The sequence below is a fragment of the Mesosutterella faecium genome (assembly GCF_022809315.2).
Lineage (GTDB): Bacteria > Pseudomonadota > Gammaproteobacteria > Burkholderiales > Burkholderiaceae_F > Mesosutterella > Mesosutterella faecium.
Window position 1 is genome coordinate 1,624,225 of sequence record NZ_JAKZJU020000001.1, and the last position, 16,427, is coordinate 1,640,651.

The following is a 16,427-nucleotide window of genomic DNA, read 5'->3' on the forward strand; positions in this document are numbered from 1 at the left end:
TTCTCCCGATTGCAGAGCACCGCCGCGGCCGGGGATGCTCTGCGGCAAGGAGAAAAAATGGCAAAAAGAACGGCTTTGCTTCGCCTGCTTTCCGCCGCGGCCGCGTCCGTCATGGCCGCCTCGGCCCTGGCCGCCGGGCCTATTGTCCTTCAGGGCCAGGGCAGCTTCACGGTGGGCGGCTCGACGCTGCGCCACGCCGGGACATTTTCCGAGAAAAACTTCCTCTCGCCCGAGGGGCAGACGGCCTACGGCGACCACGGCTATGTGTTCTATCAGATTCCTTCCGGCGCCCGCCGCCTTCCCATCGTGTTCCAGCACGGCGGAGCTCAGACCAAGCGGACCTGGGAGAGCACGCCTGACGGCCGCGAGGGCTTCCAGAACATCTTCCTCCGGAAGCGCTATTCGGTCTACCTCGTGGACCAGCCTCATATGGGCGAGGCCGGGCTCTCGACCCGAAAGGACGAAGGAGGCAACGCCTGGGCGGGAAACCCGCTGTTCGCCGACCAGACCTTTTTCAGGCTGTGCCGCCTAGGAGATGGGAACGGGTTCTTCAAGGGCTCGCAGTTTCCCGGGGGAGCCGCGGCGGTCGATGCGTTCCAGAGGTCCTGGAACCCTTATTCGGGCCCGCTGGACAATGAGCTCAACGCAAAGGTTCTGGGGCAGCTTTTCGAGCGCATCGGGCCCGCGGTCCTGATGGCGCACTCGATGGGCGGCACGATTGCCTGGCGCACGCCTTTTTACACGAATAAGGTGCGCGCCATCGTGGCCCTGGAGCCGGGCGGCACGCCTTTCGTCTTCCCGGACACTGAGATGCCGCGGCCTGTGAAGGCGGTTTTCGAGCCCCTTTCCGCCACGGCGCTCGGCGTTCCGATGGAGAAGTTCCTGAAGCTCACCCGCTTCCCGATCCTTTTGGTTTACGGCGACAACATCGCCGAGAAGCCCGTCGCGGCGGTGGGCCCGGACAAGTGGCGCACGGAGCTCGAAATGGCCAGGCAGTTCGCTGCCGCAGTGAACCGGCACGGCGGAGACGCCCGCGTGATTCACCTGCCTGAGATCGGCATCCGCGGGAACTCCCACTTCCTCATGACCGAGAAAAACAACGTGCAGATAGCGGGGCTGATTGAGGAGTGGCTTCGCAGCAAGGGGCTGGACCGCTGAAAGCCCGGGGCGCGGAGCACCGGAGTCGTGCGGCTGCGGTACTTCCGGCGCCTGCGCCCCCCGGCACTCTTTATTCAATTAATGCCGTAGCGCTTCGCTTCCTGCAGCTGCTGCTCTCGGGTGAACGCCCCCACGAGCTCGTGGGCCAGGTAGGGTTCCTCGAGGAACTTCACGTCTTCTTCCGACAGCGTCAGATCCACCGACTTCACCGCGTCCCTGAAGTGCACGGGGCTGGTCGCGCCGACAATCGGGGCGGCCACGCCCCGCGCGAACTGCCAGGCCAGCGCCGTCTGCGTCATGGAGACGCCGAGCCGGCGGGCGGTTTCCTCCACCCGGGCGATGATCTGCAGGTCGTTTTCCCTTGCGCGGTCGTACTTCGCCCTGAGGGTCCTGTCGGTCTTGCTTCGCTTTGAGCCGCTTTCCCATCCGGGATGCGTGAGGTGTCCGCCTGCGAGCGGCGAGTAGGGGATGCGGCTCACGCCGTACTGCTCTGCCACCGGGATCAGCTCCCTTTCGTCCTCGCGGTAGAGCAGGTTGTAGTGGTTCTGCAGGGTGGAAAACTTCGTCCAGCCGTGCAGCTCGGCGCAGGCCTGCATGTTGTGGAACTGATAGCCGTACATGGCCGAGGCGCCGATCGCCCGCACCTTGCCCTCCCTCACGAGGGAGTCGAGGGCCTCCATCGTCTCCTCAATCGGGTGCAGGTAGTCGAAGCGGTGAATCTGGTAGAGATCGAGATAGTCTGTGCCCAGGCGCCTGAGCGTGAGGTCTATTTCCCGGTGTATCGCCTCTTTCGAGAGGAAGCCGGGATTGAAGTAGACCTTGGAGGCGAGCACGACGTCGTGCCGGTTCACCCCGAGGTGCTTCAGGCTGCGCCCAAGGAATTCCTCGCTTGTGCCGAAGGAGTAGATGTTGGCGGTGTCGAAGAAGTTCACCCCGAGATCAAGCGCGCACTTGACCATGGCCTCGGTCTGGTCCTGATCGAGCGTCCAGAGATGGAATCCGGGGTTCGGAGCGCCGTAGCTCATGCAGCCCGCGCAGATGCGGCTCACGGTGATGCCGGTGGAGCCGAGTTCGGTGTATTTCAAGGGAAAGCCTCCTAAAGGGAGCCCCGGGTTGGAAAAAATCCGAGCGGTTTCCGGGGATGCTGAAAAAAGAGGGAAAAAGTCAGTCCAGGGATGAGTCTAGGCGCAGCCGGAGGCTTTCCGATTGCCTGAAAGGACGTATTTTTTGTTTTTTCCGCTGCCTGAAAGGACGGGCGCACGGCGGGCGGCGTGAAGCGGGAGGGGGCACAAGGCGCCCTCCCGCCGGCTGCGTGCCTCAGGAGTCTTTCGTCAGAACTTCCAGCGCACGCCCGCGTTCACCTGCCAGGCGCTGCCGTAGCCGCCGCCGAAAATCCCCTCCGCGTCAGCCCAGAGGAAGGTGCGCCTGCCGAGGTTCACGTTCGCGCCGAGGCCCGCGTCGTACCAGGTGGCGCTGCCGTCGCTCGAGCGCCGGATCGATTCCAGCCCGTCCGCGCTCGTCGCGCGCACGGCCCGGTCGCCTGCGAACTCATGCAGCGCGTCGGCCTTGAGGTAAAGGGAGCCCGACCGGTTCGCGCCGAGGCTGCGGCCTGCGCGGAAACCCACCCGGCCCGCGGCGCTCACCACGCTGTCCTCGTCGCCCTTCACGCCGCTGCGGGTCGTGTAGGAGGCGCCGTCGATCACGGAGACCTGGAACTGCGCCTGCGGCTCAAGGAAGAAGCCGCCCTGGAGCTCCAGCCTGCGGCCCGCCTCGAGGCTCGCGCTGCCGAAAGAGTTGTGGAAGCGCGTGGCGAGGGACTGGCCGTCTTCGGAGGCGCCCTTCATCTTGTTCGAGATCACGCCGACGCGCAGGACCGCGTCGGTGTACCAGCCGGAGGCCGTGCGCCAGGTGTCGTAGAAGGACACGCCGTAGCGGTAGGCGTGGCCGCTGCCGCGCCTGAAGGCGAGGCTGTCGTCCGTGTAGTCAAAGGCAAAGCCCAGCGTGGCCCGGCCGTTTTGGGTGGCGCGCTCCACGTCGGCTCCGATCTGCAGCAGGCCGTATTTGTTTCTCACCCCCGAGACGGTGGCCCGGCTGTAGCGGGTGCGGACCCAAAGCCCGGACTCTCCTTCGGGGCTTCTCGCCGCCTCGCCCTCGCGCTTGTTGAGGCGGTCCATTTCCGAACCGAGCAGGCAGCCCGCCACGCCGTAGCCCTCGAGGATCCCGGCGCTGCCGTTGTCCCTGCGGCCCGTCATCTGCAGGAACCAGTCGCGGCCCTGCCCGGAGCTCTCGCTGCCCAGGGCATAACTGTAGTCGTAGAGCGCGCCCTCGCGGGTGAGGTTCGTGAGGTTTCGCTCCGAGACGAAGCTCAGGCCGCTGTCGGCGGTCGAGGCGAAGTAAAGCTTGTCGCCCTCCCCGAGCGTCCTGAGGTTCGCCGTGTCGAAGTCGACCCTCTGGACTCCTTCCGTGCTGCCGTTGAAGTAGAGGTAGTCGCTTTGGGCCGAGGGCGCGCGGCGGTTGCGGTTGGAGGGATCGAGGTCCAGGGCGAAGAGCGCGCCCGAACCCCGCTGGGCCTGGTCGACCGTGAGAGTCGTGGCCGCGCCCCTGAGGCTGACCGCGGCGTTGTCGTCAACGGTGAGCGTGGTCACGTTGCTGTCCCCGGTCACGTTCCAGCGGGCCCCCGACGTGAAGGAGAGGTTCGAGGCGGTGCTGCTGTAGGTCGTGGCCGCGCGGCCCGTGAAGACCGCGCCCTCGGCAAAGGAGGCCTGAAGCGTCCCGTTTCGGTGCGCTTCGAGCGAGCCTTCGAGCAGGGCGCTGCTGCCCCTGAAGTCGAGGTTCACAGTGCCGGAGTCCAGGGCCTGGACGCTGCCCTCGAGCTTTCCGCCGTGGAATTCTGCGGTCACCTTGGAGCCTTCGCCCTGCGAGAGGATGGAGCCGGAAAGCAGCGACCCCTCGGTGTTGAAGTGCGCGTTGACCGAGCCGCCCGTTTCGGCCTCGAGGCTGCCTGTGACCTGCGCGCCGGAGGCTTCGCCGCCGATCTCAATGAGGCCTCCGGTCCGGGCGAGGGCCGTCCCTGCAATCGAAACTAGTCCGGCGCTTTCGACGCCTGCTCTCAGGGCGCTGCCGTTTTCAGCCAGCCCCGCGGGCTCGCTGCCCGAGGCGGTGAGCGATACGGCTGCGGCCTCAATCGTGATGTCGGAGCCCAGGGCGTGGGCCTGCCCCGTCACGGCGGCCGAGCCGGTCTTCTCCGAGCCGATTCGAAGGGCGCCGTTTTCAGCGCGGGCCTCGCCTTCGATCGTGATCTGCTTCGCCCCGTCGGTGCCGATGTCGATGGCCGAGCCGTTCGTGTAGGCGGCGTAGTCTTCGCCGCTGGCGGCCAGCGCGATGGTTCCGCCCTGCACCGAGATGGCGCCGCCCCGGGCCTCAAGCTCTCCCGAGACTGTGGTGAGGGCGCGCTGCGCCGAGCCGAGCCTGATGGGGGCGCCCAGGGCGAGCACATGGCCTGTGACGCTGAGGCTGGTGCCCGCGCCCTCGGTGCCCGCGTTGATCGCGCCGCCGCGCGCGAGCAGGGCCTGGTCCGCGCCGTCTGCGCTGAGGGTGATGGCCGCGCCCTGAACCTCAAGGCTGCCGCCGTAGGTCTGAAGGCTTCCCGAAACGGTGGCGCTTTCGGTGCTTTCATCGCCGATGGTGAGCGTGGAGCCGTTGCTCTGGCCGGCGGTGCCGCCCGACGACGCGGCCTTGATCTGGATCGAGCGGCCCAGGGCGCTCACCGTGCTGCCGTCGGCCAGAAGGCCGCTCTTGACCTGCAGCGAGCCGGTGGCATCCGACCCCAGCTGCACGGCCGCGCCGCCCGCGGCGGCCGCCCAGGGCTGCTTTTCGGTGGACAGCGAAATGTCCCCGCCCCTGATTTCGAGGGCTGCGCCCCGGGCGATCACCGCCTGGTCGATGGTGACGCTGCCCGTCTCATCGGTCCCGATCGAGGCGCTGCCCGAGAGGGTTTCAACGGCGTAGTCAGTGTCCGAGCTGATGCTGATCGTGCCCCCGGAGCGAAGCGTCACGGGGCGGCTTGCGGCGACCACTTCGCCTTCGATCTGGATCGAGCGGGTGGAATCCGTGTCGCCGACGGTGATGTCGCCCGAGAAGGAGCCGCTGCCGCCGCCCGCCATCAGGGCGGTTTCGCTCTTGTCGGCGAGAATCCGGATTGAGCCGCCGTAGACCTCGATCCTGCCGGCCGAGCCGATGACCGAGCCGTTGAGCGTGATGGAGGAGGTCCGGCTGTCGCCGGCCGTGATGTGTCCGGAAGGAGCAGCAAGGCTGAGGCGCGAGTACGCGCCCAGCGTCCTGTCGGCCGCGCCGTTCACCGTGATCTCGTCACCGTAGAGCGCGATCGAGCCGCCGTAGGCCTTGACCTCGCCTTCAATGCTGAGCGACTGGGTTTCGGCCTCTGAAGAGAGGTTCCCCAGCCGCACCGTGTCGGAGAGGGTGGAGGCGACGGTGGGATCCTGGAAAGAAGAATTCTCCGGGGTGGTCCGGCTCACGGTGATCCTCTGCCCGCTCACTTCCAGCGCGGAGGCCTTGCCCTCCCAGCTGCTGCCGGAGGTGAGCAGCTGACCCGAGAGACTCACTGTCTCGGTCGTGTCGTGTCCGATCGACACGTGTCCGCCCTGCATCACGCGCACGGCTTCAGGCGCCTGCCAGGTGCCTTCTGCGCCGTGCTCGGCGGTGATGGTCTTCCCGTCGATGAGGATCGTCCCCGAGTCGCCGTAAATGCGGCCGGCGAGGCTCACTTCGGTGTCTTTCCCGCCGATTTCAAGCTTGCTGCCCGACCCCTGGACCGCGATCATGAGCGCCTTGCTGCCGGCCCTGGCGTCGATGCCGATGGACGCGCCCTTAATTTGAGTGGTGGAAGTGACGCCGTCGGCCGAGTGGGTGGCGATGCTGCCGTTGATGATGACCGCAGCCGTGTCGCTGCCGATGCTGAGATCGGAGTCCAGTCCGTAGACCGCCTTGCTGTATCCGGCGGGCTCGTTAAGCGTCACGGAGTCGGAGGCGTCAATGGTGACGGTGGAGCCCACTCCGAAGACGGTCTGCGCGCTGAAGCTGCCGCCCTTGAAGGTGAAGGCCGTTTTTTTGTCGGGTTTGACCGGAGACCAGTAACTGCCCAGGGAGGCGTTCACCGTGACCGAGCCGTTTTCGAGGCTGAGCGAGCGGGCTTCGACCGTGACGGAGGAGCTCTGGACGGGGTTCCCGCCGACAATCGCGATGCTGCCGCTCGAGAGATCCACCTCCCCGCTGCGGGCGAAAAGCGTCACGGAGGCGCTGTTCGCGGCGAGAATGCCGCGGTTCGTGCGGATGCTCCCGTTTTCGGAAGTGGCTTCGATCGAGCCCGACTGGATGGCGGAAAAGCCATCGGATCCGGACGACTGCCCCAGAGTCTGGGTGATGTCGCCGTCGGCGCTGAGCGTGAGCTGCGCAGGGCTCTCCGCGCTGCCGTTCTGGGCGCTGAAGGACATGAAGGAGTCAAGAGCGCCGCCCGAAGTGAGGCTGATCGCGGAGCTGCTGCCGCCCGCGACGAGCTGCTGGCCGCTCGTGGCCGAGCTGCTGCCCAGCGTGATCCCGCTGCCGGCCTTCGCAGTGATCGAGGAGGCCCAGCTGCCCGTGACCTGAGCGATGGAAATGCTCGAGCCCGTGATGTCGGCGCTGCTCTCGGAAAGCCCCAGCTTATTGATGGAGACGGACCGGGTGTCTTCTGTGCCGATGTGGAAGACGCCTTTGTTCCAGGCGCTTGCCTCACCAATCTCGATCGCTTCGCCCGTGACCGTGACTTCGTGGATCTGGGAGGCCCAGTCAGCGGAGTCACCCGTTGAATAGATGTCCTGGCCTAGGGCTGGCGGGACGGCGGACAGGGACAGGGCGGCGCAGAGCACGGCCCGCGGCAGGGTGCGAAGCCGCAGCTTTGACAAGTTCTTTTTCATGATGAGGCGTTAAGCGACAGGCATAGAAGAGCGGGCCGGCGGTTCGGACGGCCTGATGCTGTCGAAGGGTCAGGGGGTCGGGAGGCGGGAAATCGCCGGATCTTTTTATTTACTTAAAAAACACGGTGACGAATTTAACATTTTTTAACCAGCCCGTGCTTTTTTGCTGCGGTCTGTTTCAGGCCGCGGCGTCTCCGGGCCGGGCGCCCCGCGGGTCGTCGAACAGACTCTCGCCTGCCTCTTTCATGATTTTTTTGACAAAGGCGGTCCCCGCCACGACCCGTGACATGGAGTCGAGGCCTTCCTTGGAGGCCCACCAGGTTGCGAAATTCTTAAGTTCCTGGGAGGCCTTTTCACGGTCCGCGCGCGTCACGACGCAAAGCTCCCAGTTCTGCCGGTGCCACTGCTTGAGCACGGGCACAAGCTGTCCGGCTTTGAGCTCCTCGATTACGTGCGAGGCCGCCAGATCAAGCGTGATGCCGCAGCCGGCGATGGCCCAGCTGCGCAGAGTGACCTGGTTGTCGGCGACGAAGGCCCGGTTCCAAGAGAGCATTTTGGAAGGCACCCCGTCCCTGTTGTAAAGGAACTGCGTGGGAGGCTCCCCGTTCCATCGCAGCAGCAGCCCGGTGTGCTGCTTCAGGTCGTCGAGCGTCTGCGGGGTGCCGTTTTTCTTCAGGTAGGCGGGCGAGGCGAGGGGGTAGCAGCTGCAGGTGATGCAGGGCCGCACCACCAGCCCCGCGCTGCTCACGGGGCGCTGCAGCAGGGCTGCGTCGACGCTGCCTTCGAGGACGTCCTCGAGCTTCGGGCTGATGCTCAGCTCCACGCTGAGGTTCTCGTGGCTGAGGCAGTAGCGCATGATCTGCATGGAAAGGAAGTCGACGACCAGGTCGGGCGGCGCGGCGATCCGCAGCATGATCTTGCGAGGGCCCTCCGTGCAGGTCTCAATGGCGCTTTTAAGCGAGGCCACGATGGGGCTCACGCTGGACTCGAGCTCCAGGGCCCGCGGCGTCGGCAGGAAGGGGCGCCTCGACCGGTCGAAGAGCTGGCAGCCCAGGCTTTTTTCCAAAGACTGGACCAGCTTTGACACCGCGGAGCAGGAGATGTTCATTTCGATTGCCGTCGCGGAAATGCTTCCGGTCCGAAGCAGCGAAAAAAACACTTCCCAGGCCTGCAGGTTGAGCAGTCTGTCCATTTCAGTGTGCGCCCTTGCGATGCTCTATGAGATCTATTTGTAGGAATCCATTACTTATTTATTATGTATGAACCTCCCGTTTTTTCAAATTTTGGCGCTCCTCGCTTTAAGTGTAAAAAAATAGCATTTAAAAACAGATCAATTAAACATTTTTCTTAAAGTTTTTCTTTAATCTTCAGAAAGGGGCGGCGCCTGACGCTGCAAAAATTTATTCTACAAATACAATAGATTGAATTTAATTTTCCAAAATCGAAAAGTACTTGTCGAAATCCGGGTGTCGATTCACGGAGTCTGAACCTACATTTAATCAGGAAGGATGACCTGGCTAATTCCTTCGGGCTATGCCCGCCGCGGTTCGTCTTCAGAGGGCCGCGCGCTTGAATAGGCCATTGCAAAACATGATGAGGAGAGTGAAATGCAGACTTCACGTCGTCAGCTTTTGATCGGTTCACTTGCCGGAGCGGCAGCCGTCCCGTTTGCGGCCTCCGCGGCCCCTCAGGCCGCAGGTGCGGTGAAATGGGATGAGACCACCGATGTCGTGATCATTGGCTCGGGCTTTGCGGGACTCGCGGCGGCCATTGAGGCGAAGTCGGCCGGCGCCGAAGCGGTTGTTCTGGAGAAAATGCGCACCCCTGGCGGCAACTCCATCATCAACGGCGGCATTCTTTCCGCCCCGGGCTGCCCGCAGCAGAAAAAGCACGGCATCAAGGACTCTCCGGAGCTGCTGATGCAGGATATGCTTCGGGCCGGCTCTTACCTGAACTACCCGGACAAGGTCCGCTACATCGCAGAGAGGGCCCTGGACAATTACTGGTGGTGCATCAACACCCTGCATGTGGAGTTCAACCCGGACGCGATCGGCCAGGAGGGCGGGCACTCCGTGCCGCGCTATGTCTGCACGAAGAACGGGTCCGGCTCCGGCATCGTGCAGCAGGAACTGAAGAAGTTGAAGGAACTCAACGTGCCGATCAGGCTGCGCAGCTACGTCGAGCACATTTTCAGAAACCCGGAGACGGGGGCCGTGGAAGGCGTGAGGGTGCGCAAAAACTACAGGTTCCCGGACGCGAAGAGCGGCACGGCCTACAACCTCCGCGCGAAGAAGGGGGTCATCCTCTGCTACGGCGGATTCGGCGCTGACGTGGAGTTCCGCTCCATGTACGACCCGAGGCTCACCGGGCAGTTCCAGACGACCAATCAGCCGGGAGCCACAAGCGAAATGTGGCGCGAGACCGCGGCGATCGGCTGCGCCCAGATTCAGCAGGACTGGATTCAGTGCGGCCCCTGGTGCAACCCGAGGGAAAAAGGCATGGGGCTCGGCGTGGTCTTCAACCAGACGGGCGGGGCGGAGTTCGGCCTCTGGGTGAATTCGAAGGGCGACCGGTTCGTGAACGAGCTGGCCAACCGCAAGGTCCGCGCCGACGCCATTTTCGCCCTTCACCAGCAGGGCATGAAGGCCTACGCCATCATTGACGCCAATGGTGCGGCCAAGGTCGACGCCATGCACAAGAACTGCATGCAGCGCCTGCTCGACCGCAAGGTGATCGACAAGTACAACACGCTCGACGAGCTGATCGCCGCCGTGAAGCTCCCGAATCTGAAAAAGAGCATCGCCGAAGTGAATGAATCCGTCAAGACCGGCAAGGACGAGCACTTCGGCCGCTACATGAACAAGGAGTTCAAGCCCCTCGGGACCGCGCCCTGGTACATCTGCGAGTGCATTCCGAAGGTGCACCACTGCATGGGCGGCCTTGTGACGACCCCAGACGGCCGGGTGGTGGACATCAAGACCTCGAAGCCGATCCCCGGGCTCTGGGCCGCGGGCGAATCGACCGGCGGCGTCCACGGCGCCGTGCGTCTTGGCTCCTGCGCCACCCTCGACTGCCTGGTGATGGGGCGCTCCGTCGGAAAATCGGCTGCCAGGGCCTGAGGCCTGCTTGTCGCCCGGGACTGGGACCGAGGTGAGGGAGCCTCTCCCAGTCCGCGAGGTGCAATCCATTCAAATGAGAGATGAATCAAAATGAATACGTGGTCAGCCCAAACTGTTGAGGCGTAGTTTCCCTAACGGGGCATGCGCAAGCATGCCCCAACTTTAAAAATCTCAATTAAAAAGCTCAAATCGAAGAATCAGCATCGAGCCGCCGCACCAGTGCGCGCATGATCAACACTTGCGCGCACCCATTATTGCGGCGGCGAGCGTCGAATTTCATCTGCCGCCACAACCTGATTCCCATAACCATTCCTGCCGATGCACTTGTAGCGCCAGCTCTTCGTGTGATGAGGAGGCTTCACAGCAATACGTCCGCGGTCGTCATGAGGAAGGTTTTCTCTTCCTCGCCGCCTAGTGATATTCGGGTGCGGCGGGAGCGCACTATAAAAAACGCAGTTTCATAGACTTGAACTATTGCATTTTCCTGCGTTTTCCCGCCGCCTTGAGCCGGATCGTCACTACAACATTGGCCTTCGTGGTCCTGAGAAAATATTCTTAGCTGCTCTCCGACTTAAGCCGCAGCCCTCGATCTGCCGGCTTTGATAGGCTGAGGCCTGTATTCCATGCCTTTCTCACAGAGTATTCTCCAGGCGATGCGGGCGAGCTTTGCCGCGATGGCGCAGACCTTGACGCCGTATTTCTTTCCGGACGCCTTGATCTTCCGGACCCATTCGCCAAGAGTTCCCTCGAGCCTGTCAGCCATGATCATCAAAGCCGCGGCCCCCTGAACTAACATGGATCTGGGGTGTTTCGGCCCTCTCTTCGTAATGTGGCCCAGGGTGTCCCTGTCTCCGGTCGAGTTCTGGCGGGGCACAAGGCCGAGAGACGCCGCAAACTGCCGGCTGTCGCGGAAGCGGGAGGCTTCCCCGCAGTGCGTGAGGAGAGCGCCGGCGCATTTGGGGCCAATGCCCGGAATTGTCATCAGACGCTTCGAGTCCTCGTTTGCACGCACGAGTTCGTCATACTTCTGTCCGGCCTTTTTCTCCCATTCAGAGGCCTCGAGCCAGGAGTCCCGCAGCATCAGGAGGGCTTCCTCGGCCAAAGGCGTCAGATCTTTCGTATGCGTCTCTATGAACTCCGGCAGGTGTTCGGCTATGAACCGGCTGGTTTGAGGACTGCTTAAACCATATTCGAGCAGCAGGGCGTGAATTCGGTTTCCGAATTCTATGCGGGTCTTCATGTAGCCCTGATAGATGCGCTGCAGGGACTGGAGATCCTGCTGCGCCAGGGTTTTCGGGGCCACAAAGCTGATGCCCGGAATGTACCAGGCCCAGGCGATGTAGGCGGCATCAAGCATGTTGTTCTTCTGATGCCCGCACCGTATGCGCTTCACATCCCCGGGGTTCAGGAGGCGTCCGTCGTGCCCCAGCGCTTTCACCTTGCGGACGAAGCAGTGGCTTCCGCCGCAGGCCTCCATCAGAACGGAGGCCCGGGGCATGTTCGCAAGCCTTTCCAGCAGCTTTTCCTTCGAAATGCGGGGCAGCTTCAGGGCTATCTTCCGATCTTTGTCAAAACCAACAACATCACCGTGAGTTTTGGCAAGGTCGATGCCGATGACAACAGCGGGATTGTTTGAGAGGGTAGAATTCATGGCGGAGCGCTCCTTGGTTTTGGATACCTCAGTTATAACCCCGGGCGGGGTTGTGTTCTGAGAAGCAAGGGCGCTCTTTTTGTTTTCAGCTACAGTTTTCATGATAGATGGTCACCGCGAGTAAGGCCCCGCTGTAGGGGGCTGACAATCTCATTAAAAACGCTTCTTGCAGCTTCTCTTCTCAGCCTTTTCTCGGCCTCCGTCCTGGCCGTCCCGACCGTGACGCTGTACGGGAAAATCGACACCAGCATCCTCTACACGCACCGGGACATGGACAATGGCACGGACTCCACCGACACCGTGAGCATGGAATCGGGCTATAACCTTGGCTCGCGCTGGGGTCTTCGCGGAACGGAGAAAATCGGCAACGTCAACGTGGGCTTCGTCCTTGAGTCCGGCATCGGCAGCGATGACGGAACGGCCTGGCAGTCCGGAAGGCTCTTCGGACGCGAGGCTCAGATCCATGTCTCCGGCAGCTACGGCACGCTCTACGCGGGGCGCCTCGCCACGATCGCCGGCGACCTAGGCTCCATCCAGATGCTCTATCCGGTGGACTCGGCCTTCGGCAACGGCCTCGTCGAAGGCGTGAGGCAGGGCGGTTCGACCGGCCTGTCCTACGGGCGCTACGACAATACGCTCGCCTATATGTCGCCCACGCTGAACGGCTTCCGCGCGGGCGTCATGTACTCCTTCAAGGCGGACCAGAAGGCGGACGCCACGACGCGCGAGAACAGCGGCAACGCCAAGCGCTACGCGGCCGGCGCGCTGCAGTACACGGGCGCTAATTTCGGCCTCGTGCTGGCCGGCGACTACACGATGTACAGCAACGCGGTGAACCCCGGGGTGGACGACGGCTACAACATTCTGCTGGGCGGCAACTACAACTTCGGGCCGGTTCAGCTTTTCGCCAAGGCCACCTACTTCGACAACGTGCTCGATGAGCTCGATACCTTCAGCGTCATTCCGAGCTCCATGCCGCTTGAGGGCTGGGGCGCGGAGCTGAGCGCGAAGATCCCGGCCTTCGGCGGCAGCTTCAAGGCCGCGGTGGGCTACCGCTCGGCCAAGGACGTCAACGACAGCTCGAATAAATTCAAGCGCTTCAATGTCGGCGGCGCCTATGAGTATCCCTTCTCCAAGCGCACCTTCGTTTACGTGAGCGCGGGCTACGCGCAGGAAAAGGTGAAGTCCTCCTCGGGCGATTACACGCCCAACGAGTTCCAGGCGGTGCTTGGCGTGAACCACAGCTTCTAATAAAACGAAGCGCAGCCTCGCGGACCTGAAGGCGGCTCTATCTCTCCGGCCGCCCAAGGTCCATTCTCCCCCTATCCCTTTTTTGCGGGAAACCGGCGGCAGCGCCTCTTCCCGGCGGAAGAGGGGGGATTTTTTGCCCGCCTGGAGGCGGGAGACCGCAGGCGCGCCCCTAGCGCAGGCCGCGCGGGCCTCAGGCTCCTTCCGGGCGGCTTTCTCCGCGCCCGGCGCGGGCTTCCATCAGGATTTTCATGGCGTTGAATGCCCAGTTTTCGTCAATGACGGCCTGGCTGTTGCCGGCAAAATCGGGATAGTGGGCCTCAAGGTCTTCCAGGACCCTGCGGTAAGTGCCGGCATCGAACGGCGCTTTTCCGACCGTCTCCCGCTCGCCCAGGATTTCGAGGTAATCGTCACCGCTGCGGGGATGGACAAAGCAGATCCGCTTCATCCCGGGGGTCCGCTCGTGCAGGCTGAGAAACGCGACGCACTTCACGATCTCCACCGCGCGGTCGTCGAGCCCCGCCCGCAGGATCAGGACTTTTTCACGGAAGCGCACGGGGTCCGCGGTGCAGCGGAAGTGCCCCGGGCGCAGGGGCAGCTTTGCGGTGAGATGCGCGTACTGCTCGATGCTCGCGTCCACATCGGAGGTGAGCTGCACAAAGGTGCTTGTGGCCGCGTCGGTGTAGACCATGGGATAGAAGAGGGAGAAGGTGTGCCCGCATTTGCTGCAGACGCAACTGAAAAGGGAGCCGTCGGCGATTTTCTCAGCCGCTTCGGGATTGAGCTCTGAATTCACGGAATCCCAGAGGGTGACCTCCATCTTTTCCCCGCATTTCGGGCAGGCGATGGTGTGAACGGATGTTTCCGGCATGGCGAAGTCTCTCTTTTTATATTTGGTCCGTCAGCCCGGCGCGGGATCGCTCCCGCGCCGGGCGAAGAAAAGTCTGGGAAAGCCCGGGTGTGTAGTTTCCGTTCCTTTGGCGCTTTTTGTCAATGCCCGGCCCTCAGCCTGCCGCCGCAGAGAACTCGCTGCTGTGCTCCTTCACGAAGCGCCTTGTGTAGCTGATGAATTTCCGGGTCACCGGGGAGGCGTTGCTCAGTTCCGGGAGGGACAGGCCCAGCTCCACGCACTGCGGGGGATCAAACGGAAGGACCGCGACGCCGCCGCGCCACCTGGCATTGATGAGGCTTTGGTTGAAGCTGATTCCGAGCCCGGCCTCCACCATCCGGTAGGTGGAGTAGGCGTCCGTCGTGGAAAAGCGGATGTCGGGCCTGATGTGATGGCGCTCGAGCAAGCGGTCGATGTCTGTGTCCTCATTGGGCCTCGTGATGATGAAGGGAGCCCGCTCCAGGGCCTGCAGGGGAAAGGTCTTCCTGCCCGCGAGCGGGTGCCCGGCCGGCAGCCAGGCGCACAGCTCGTCCCTGAGAACAGGGATCCAGTCGCAGACGACGGCGCTTCCGGGCCTCGCCGCGAAGCAGCAGTCGACGGAGCGCTCCATCAGCCACTTCCCCAGCTCTTTGTTGGTTCCTTCGCGAAGCCTGATCCGGACGGCCGGGTAAAGGCTGCTGAAGCCCTGCAGCACCTGGGGGAGGACGGCGGCGGAAACGCTGAAATAGCTTCCGATCGTGAGGCTGCCCCGGACAAGGCCGTTGATCTCATCGCAGGCTTCCTCGGCATTTCTCTGCGCCCTGATGATGTTTCTGAAAAGAGGAGTGAGCTCTTTGCCGTTTTCCGTGGGCTGCACGCCGTGGGGCGTCCGGTAGAGGAGGCTGAACCCCAGCTCTTTTTCGAGCGATCGGATAAGTTTGGTCACGCCGGGCTGGGAGCAGCCGAGGCTCGCCGCAGCCGCCGTGATGCTGCCGCGGTCGACCGCGGCGAGAAAAGCTTCGCACTGGCTGGTGGAAGGCATGTCTTATCCCATAACTATACGTTATGGTTTATATGATAGTTTGTTCTTTGATTTATGAGAAGGATGCACCTATAGTTGTCTGCAGCTAAAGAAAAGAATTACGGGAGACTCATCCATGAACAAGCTTTCCTTTGCGTCTGACTATATGGCCGGGGCCCATCCCGCCGTCATGGCGCGCCTCAATGAAACCAACCTTTGGAACACCGCGGGCTACGGCTGCGACGAGTTCAGCGAGTCGGCGAGGAGGAAAATCCGCGAGGCTGCGAAGTGCCCGAAGGCGGCCGTTTACTTCCTTGTCGGCGGAACGCAGACCAACGCGACGGTGATCGACGCGCACCTGCCGTCCTATCAGGGCGTGATATCGGCCGACAGCGGACACGTCAGCGTGCATGAGGCCGGTGCGATCGAATTCACCCGCCATAAGGTGCTGCCGCTGCCGCAGAGGAACGGGAAGATTTCCGCCGCTCAGATCGACGCCTACTGCAGGTGCTTCTATGAGGACGGGAACCATGACCACATGGTCATGCCGGGCCTGGTTTATCTCTCGCAGCCCACAGAGTACGGGACGCTTTATTCGCTCAAGGAGCTCGAAGAGATCCGCGAGGCCTGCAGCCGCTGGCGCCTGAAGCTCTATGTCGACGGAGCGAGACTCGCCTACGGCCTGGCCTCTCCCGAAAACGATGTCGCCATTTCAGACCTCGCAAGGCTGTGCGACGCCTTTTACATCGGCGGGACGAAGTGCGGCGCGCTGCTCGGAGAGGCTGTCGTGTTTCCGGAACCCGACGCCGCGCCCGGATTTTTCACGCTGATGAAGCAGCACGGGGCGCTTCTGGCCAAGGGGCGGCTCATCGGAATCCAGTTCGACGTGCTTTAGACCGACGGGCTTTATGTGAAAATCGCGCAGAACGCGCTGTCGGCGGCCGATGAGCTTCGAAAGATTTTCCGGCAGAAAGGCTGGGAGCCGGAATTCGGGTCTCCGACCAACCAGGTCTTCATTGTGCTGCCTGACGAGACCATCAAACGCCTGTCGGAGCAGGTCGAATTCAGCTTCTGGGAGAAGAGTGGGAAAGACCGCTCGCTCGTCCGCTTTGCAACCAGCTGGTCGACCACGGCCGAAGACATTGAGAGGCTGAAGGCCATTCTCAATGCATTTTGACTGAGGGGCGGCTTAAAAAAAGATTGCTATAAGATTTTGAAATAAAAAAATTTTAAAGAGAGCGGCCTGGGTGGACCCAGGCCGCTCTGCTCTCGGGAGAAAAGCCGGCGGCCGCCCGTTCACTTCGCCCGGCCTCTCTTCATCGCTTTGGGCAAAAGCTCCGGCCCGGTTCGTCAGCGCCGAACGCACGTACAAAAAGAGGGCCCGGGAGGC

At 62.8% G+C, this 16,427-nt stretch carries 11 protein-coding genes; 5 read left to right on the plus strand and 6 right to left on the minus strand.

Going from position 1 to position 16,427, the window contains the following annotated elements; translation table 11 throughout:
- Nucleotides 1-57 precede the first annotated feature (57 nt).
- Nucleotides 58-1,158 (plus strand): alpha/beta hydrolase, encoded by a 1,101-nt coding sequence (locus MUN46_RS07505; RefSeq protein WP_243377192.1) that lies wholly within the window; start codon nucleotides 58-60, stop codon nucleotides 1,156-1,158.
- 74 nt (nucleotides 1,159-1,232) lie between these two features.
- Here the strand turns inward: MUN46_RS07505 and MUN46_RS07510 are convergent, their stop codons facing one another.
- From MUN46_RS07510 to MUN46_RS07520, 3 genes are all read right to left on the minus strand, one after another.
- Entirely contained in the window at nucleotides 1,233-2,243 is a 1,011-nt protein-coding gene (locus MUN46_RS07510; RefSeq protein WP_243377191.1) for an aldo/keto reductase, read from the minus strand.
- 246 nt (nucleotides 2,244-2,489) lie between these two features.
- A complete protein-coding gene (locus MUN46_RS07515; protein ID WP_243377190.1) occupies nucleotides 2,490-7,130 on the minus strand; it encodes an autotransporter outer membrane beta-barrel domain-containing protein in 4,641 nt (1,546 codons plus the stop codon).
- Between the two features lie 178 nt (nucleotides 7,131-7,308).
- Nucleotides 7,309-8,322, minus strand: a complete 1,014-nt coding sequence (locus MUN46_RS07520; protein WP_243377189.1) for a LysR family transcriptional regulator — start codon at nucleotides 8,320-8,322, stop codon at nucleotides 7,309-7,311.
- 415 nt (nucleotides 8,323-8,737) lie between these two features.
- On the opposite strand from MUN46_RS07520, the gene MUN46_RS07525 reads away from it, so the two are divergent.
- Nucleotides 8,738-10,249 (plus strand): flavocytochrome c, encoded by a 1,512-nt coding sequence (locus MUN46_RS07525; RefSeq protein WP_243377188.1) that lies wholly within the window; start codon nucleotides 8,738-8,740, stop codon nucleotides 10,247-10,249.
- Between the two features lie 571 nt (nucleotides 10,250-10,820).
- Here the strand turns inward: MUN46_RS07525 and MUN46_RS07530 are convergent.
- Nucleotides 10,821-11,900, minus strand: coding sequence for an IS110 family RNA-guided transposase (locus tag MUN46_RS07530; RefSeq protein WP_285230588.1), 1,080 nt, complete (start codon nucleotides 11,898-11,900; stop codon nucleotides 10,821-10,823).
- A gap of 147 nt (nucleotides 11,901-12,047) precedes the next feature.
- Here MUN46_RS07530 and MUN46_RS07535 point away from each other — a divergent pair, with 147 nt between their 5' ends.
- Entirely contained in the window at nucleotides 12,048-13,151 is a 1,104-nt protein-coding gene (locus MUN46_RS07535; RefSeq protein WP_285230629.1) for a porin, read from the plus strand.
- Nucleotides 13,152-13,341: 190 nt separating this feature from the next.
- Here MUN46_RS07535 and MUN46_RS07540 read toward each other — a convergent pair whose 3' ends face one another.
- Both MUN46_RS07540 and MUN46_RS07545 read right to left on the minus strand, forming a co-directional pair.
- A complete protein-coding gene (locus tag MUN46_RS07540; RefSeq protein WP_243377603.1) occupies nucleotides 13,342-14,019 on the minus strand; it encodes a CpXC domain-containing protein in 678 nt (225 codons plus the stop codon).
- Nucleotides 14,020-14,152: 133 nt separating this feature from the next.
- Nucleotides 14,153-15,058 carry a LysR family transcriptional regulator gene (locus MUN46_RS07545; RefSeq protein ID WP_243377605.1) on the minus strand — a complete coding sequence of 302 codons (906 nt, stop codon included), beginning with the start codon at nucleotides 15,056-15,058 and terminating at the stop codon, nucleotides 14,153-14,155.
- Between the two features lie 115 nt (nucleotides 15,059-15,173).
- On the opposite strand from MUN46_RS07545, the gene MUN46_RS07550 reads away from it, so the two are divergent.
- Nucleotides 15,174-15,932 carry a threonine aldolase family protein gene (locus tag MUN46_RS07550; RefSeq protein WP_243377607.1) on the plus strand — a complete coding sequence of 253 codons (759 nt, stop codon included), beginning with the start codon at nucleotides 15,174-15,176 and terminating at the stop codon, nucleotides 15,930-15,932.
- Between the two features lie 15 nt (nucleotides 15,933-15,947).
- On the plus strand, nucleotides 15,948-16,214 hold the full coding sequence (locus tag MUN46_RS07555) for a hypothetical protein (protein WP_243377608.1): 267 nt from the start codon (nucleotides 15,948-15,950) through the stop codon (nucleotides 16,212-16,214).
- The last annotated feature ends 213 nt before the right edge of the window (nucleotides 16,215-16,427 follow it).

Bases quoted from the DNA above. Each gene is read 5' to 3' on its own strand.
- MUN46_RS07505 (WP_243377192.1), top strand. From the start codon at position 58: ATGGCAAAAAGAACGGCTTTGCTTCGCCTGCTTTCCGCCGCGGCCGCG.
- MUN46_RS07515 (WP_243377190.1), bottom strand. From the start codon at position 7,130: ATGAAAAAGAACTTGTCAAAGCTGCGGCTTCGCACCCTGCCGCGGGCC.
- MUN46_RS07520 (WP_243377189.1), bottom strand. From the start codon at position 8,322: ATGGACAGACTGCTCAACCTGCAGGCCTGGGAAGTGTTTTTTTCGCTG.
- MUN46_RS07525 (WP_243377188.1), top strand. From the start codon at position 8,738: ATGCAGACTTCACGTCGTCAGCTTTTGATCGGTTCACTTGCCGGAGCG.
- MUN46_RS07530 (WP_285230588.1), bottom strand. From the start codon at position 11,900: ATGAATTCTACCCTCTCAAACAATCCCGCTGTTGTCATCGGCATCGAC.
- MUN46_RS07540 (WP_243377603.1), bottom strand. From the start codon at position 14,019: ATGCCGGAAACATCCGTTCACACCATCGCCTGCCCGAAATGCGGGGAA.
- MUN46_RS07545 (WP_243377605.1), bottom strand. From the start codon at position 15,058: ATGCCTTCCACCAGCCAGTGCGAAGCTTTTCTCGCCGCGGTCGACCGC.
- MUN46_RS07550 (WP_243377607.1), top strand. From the start codon at position 15,174: ATGAACAAGCTTTCCTTTGCGTCTGACTATATGGCCGGGGCCCATCCC.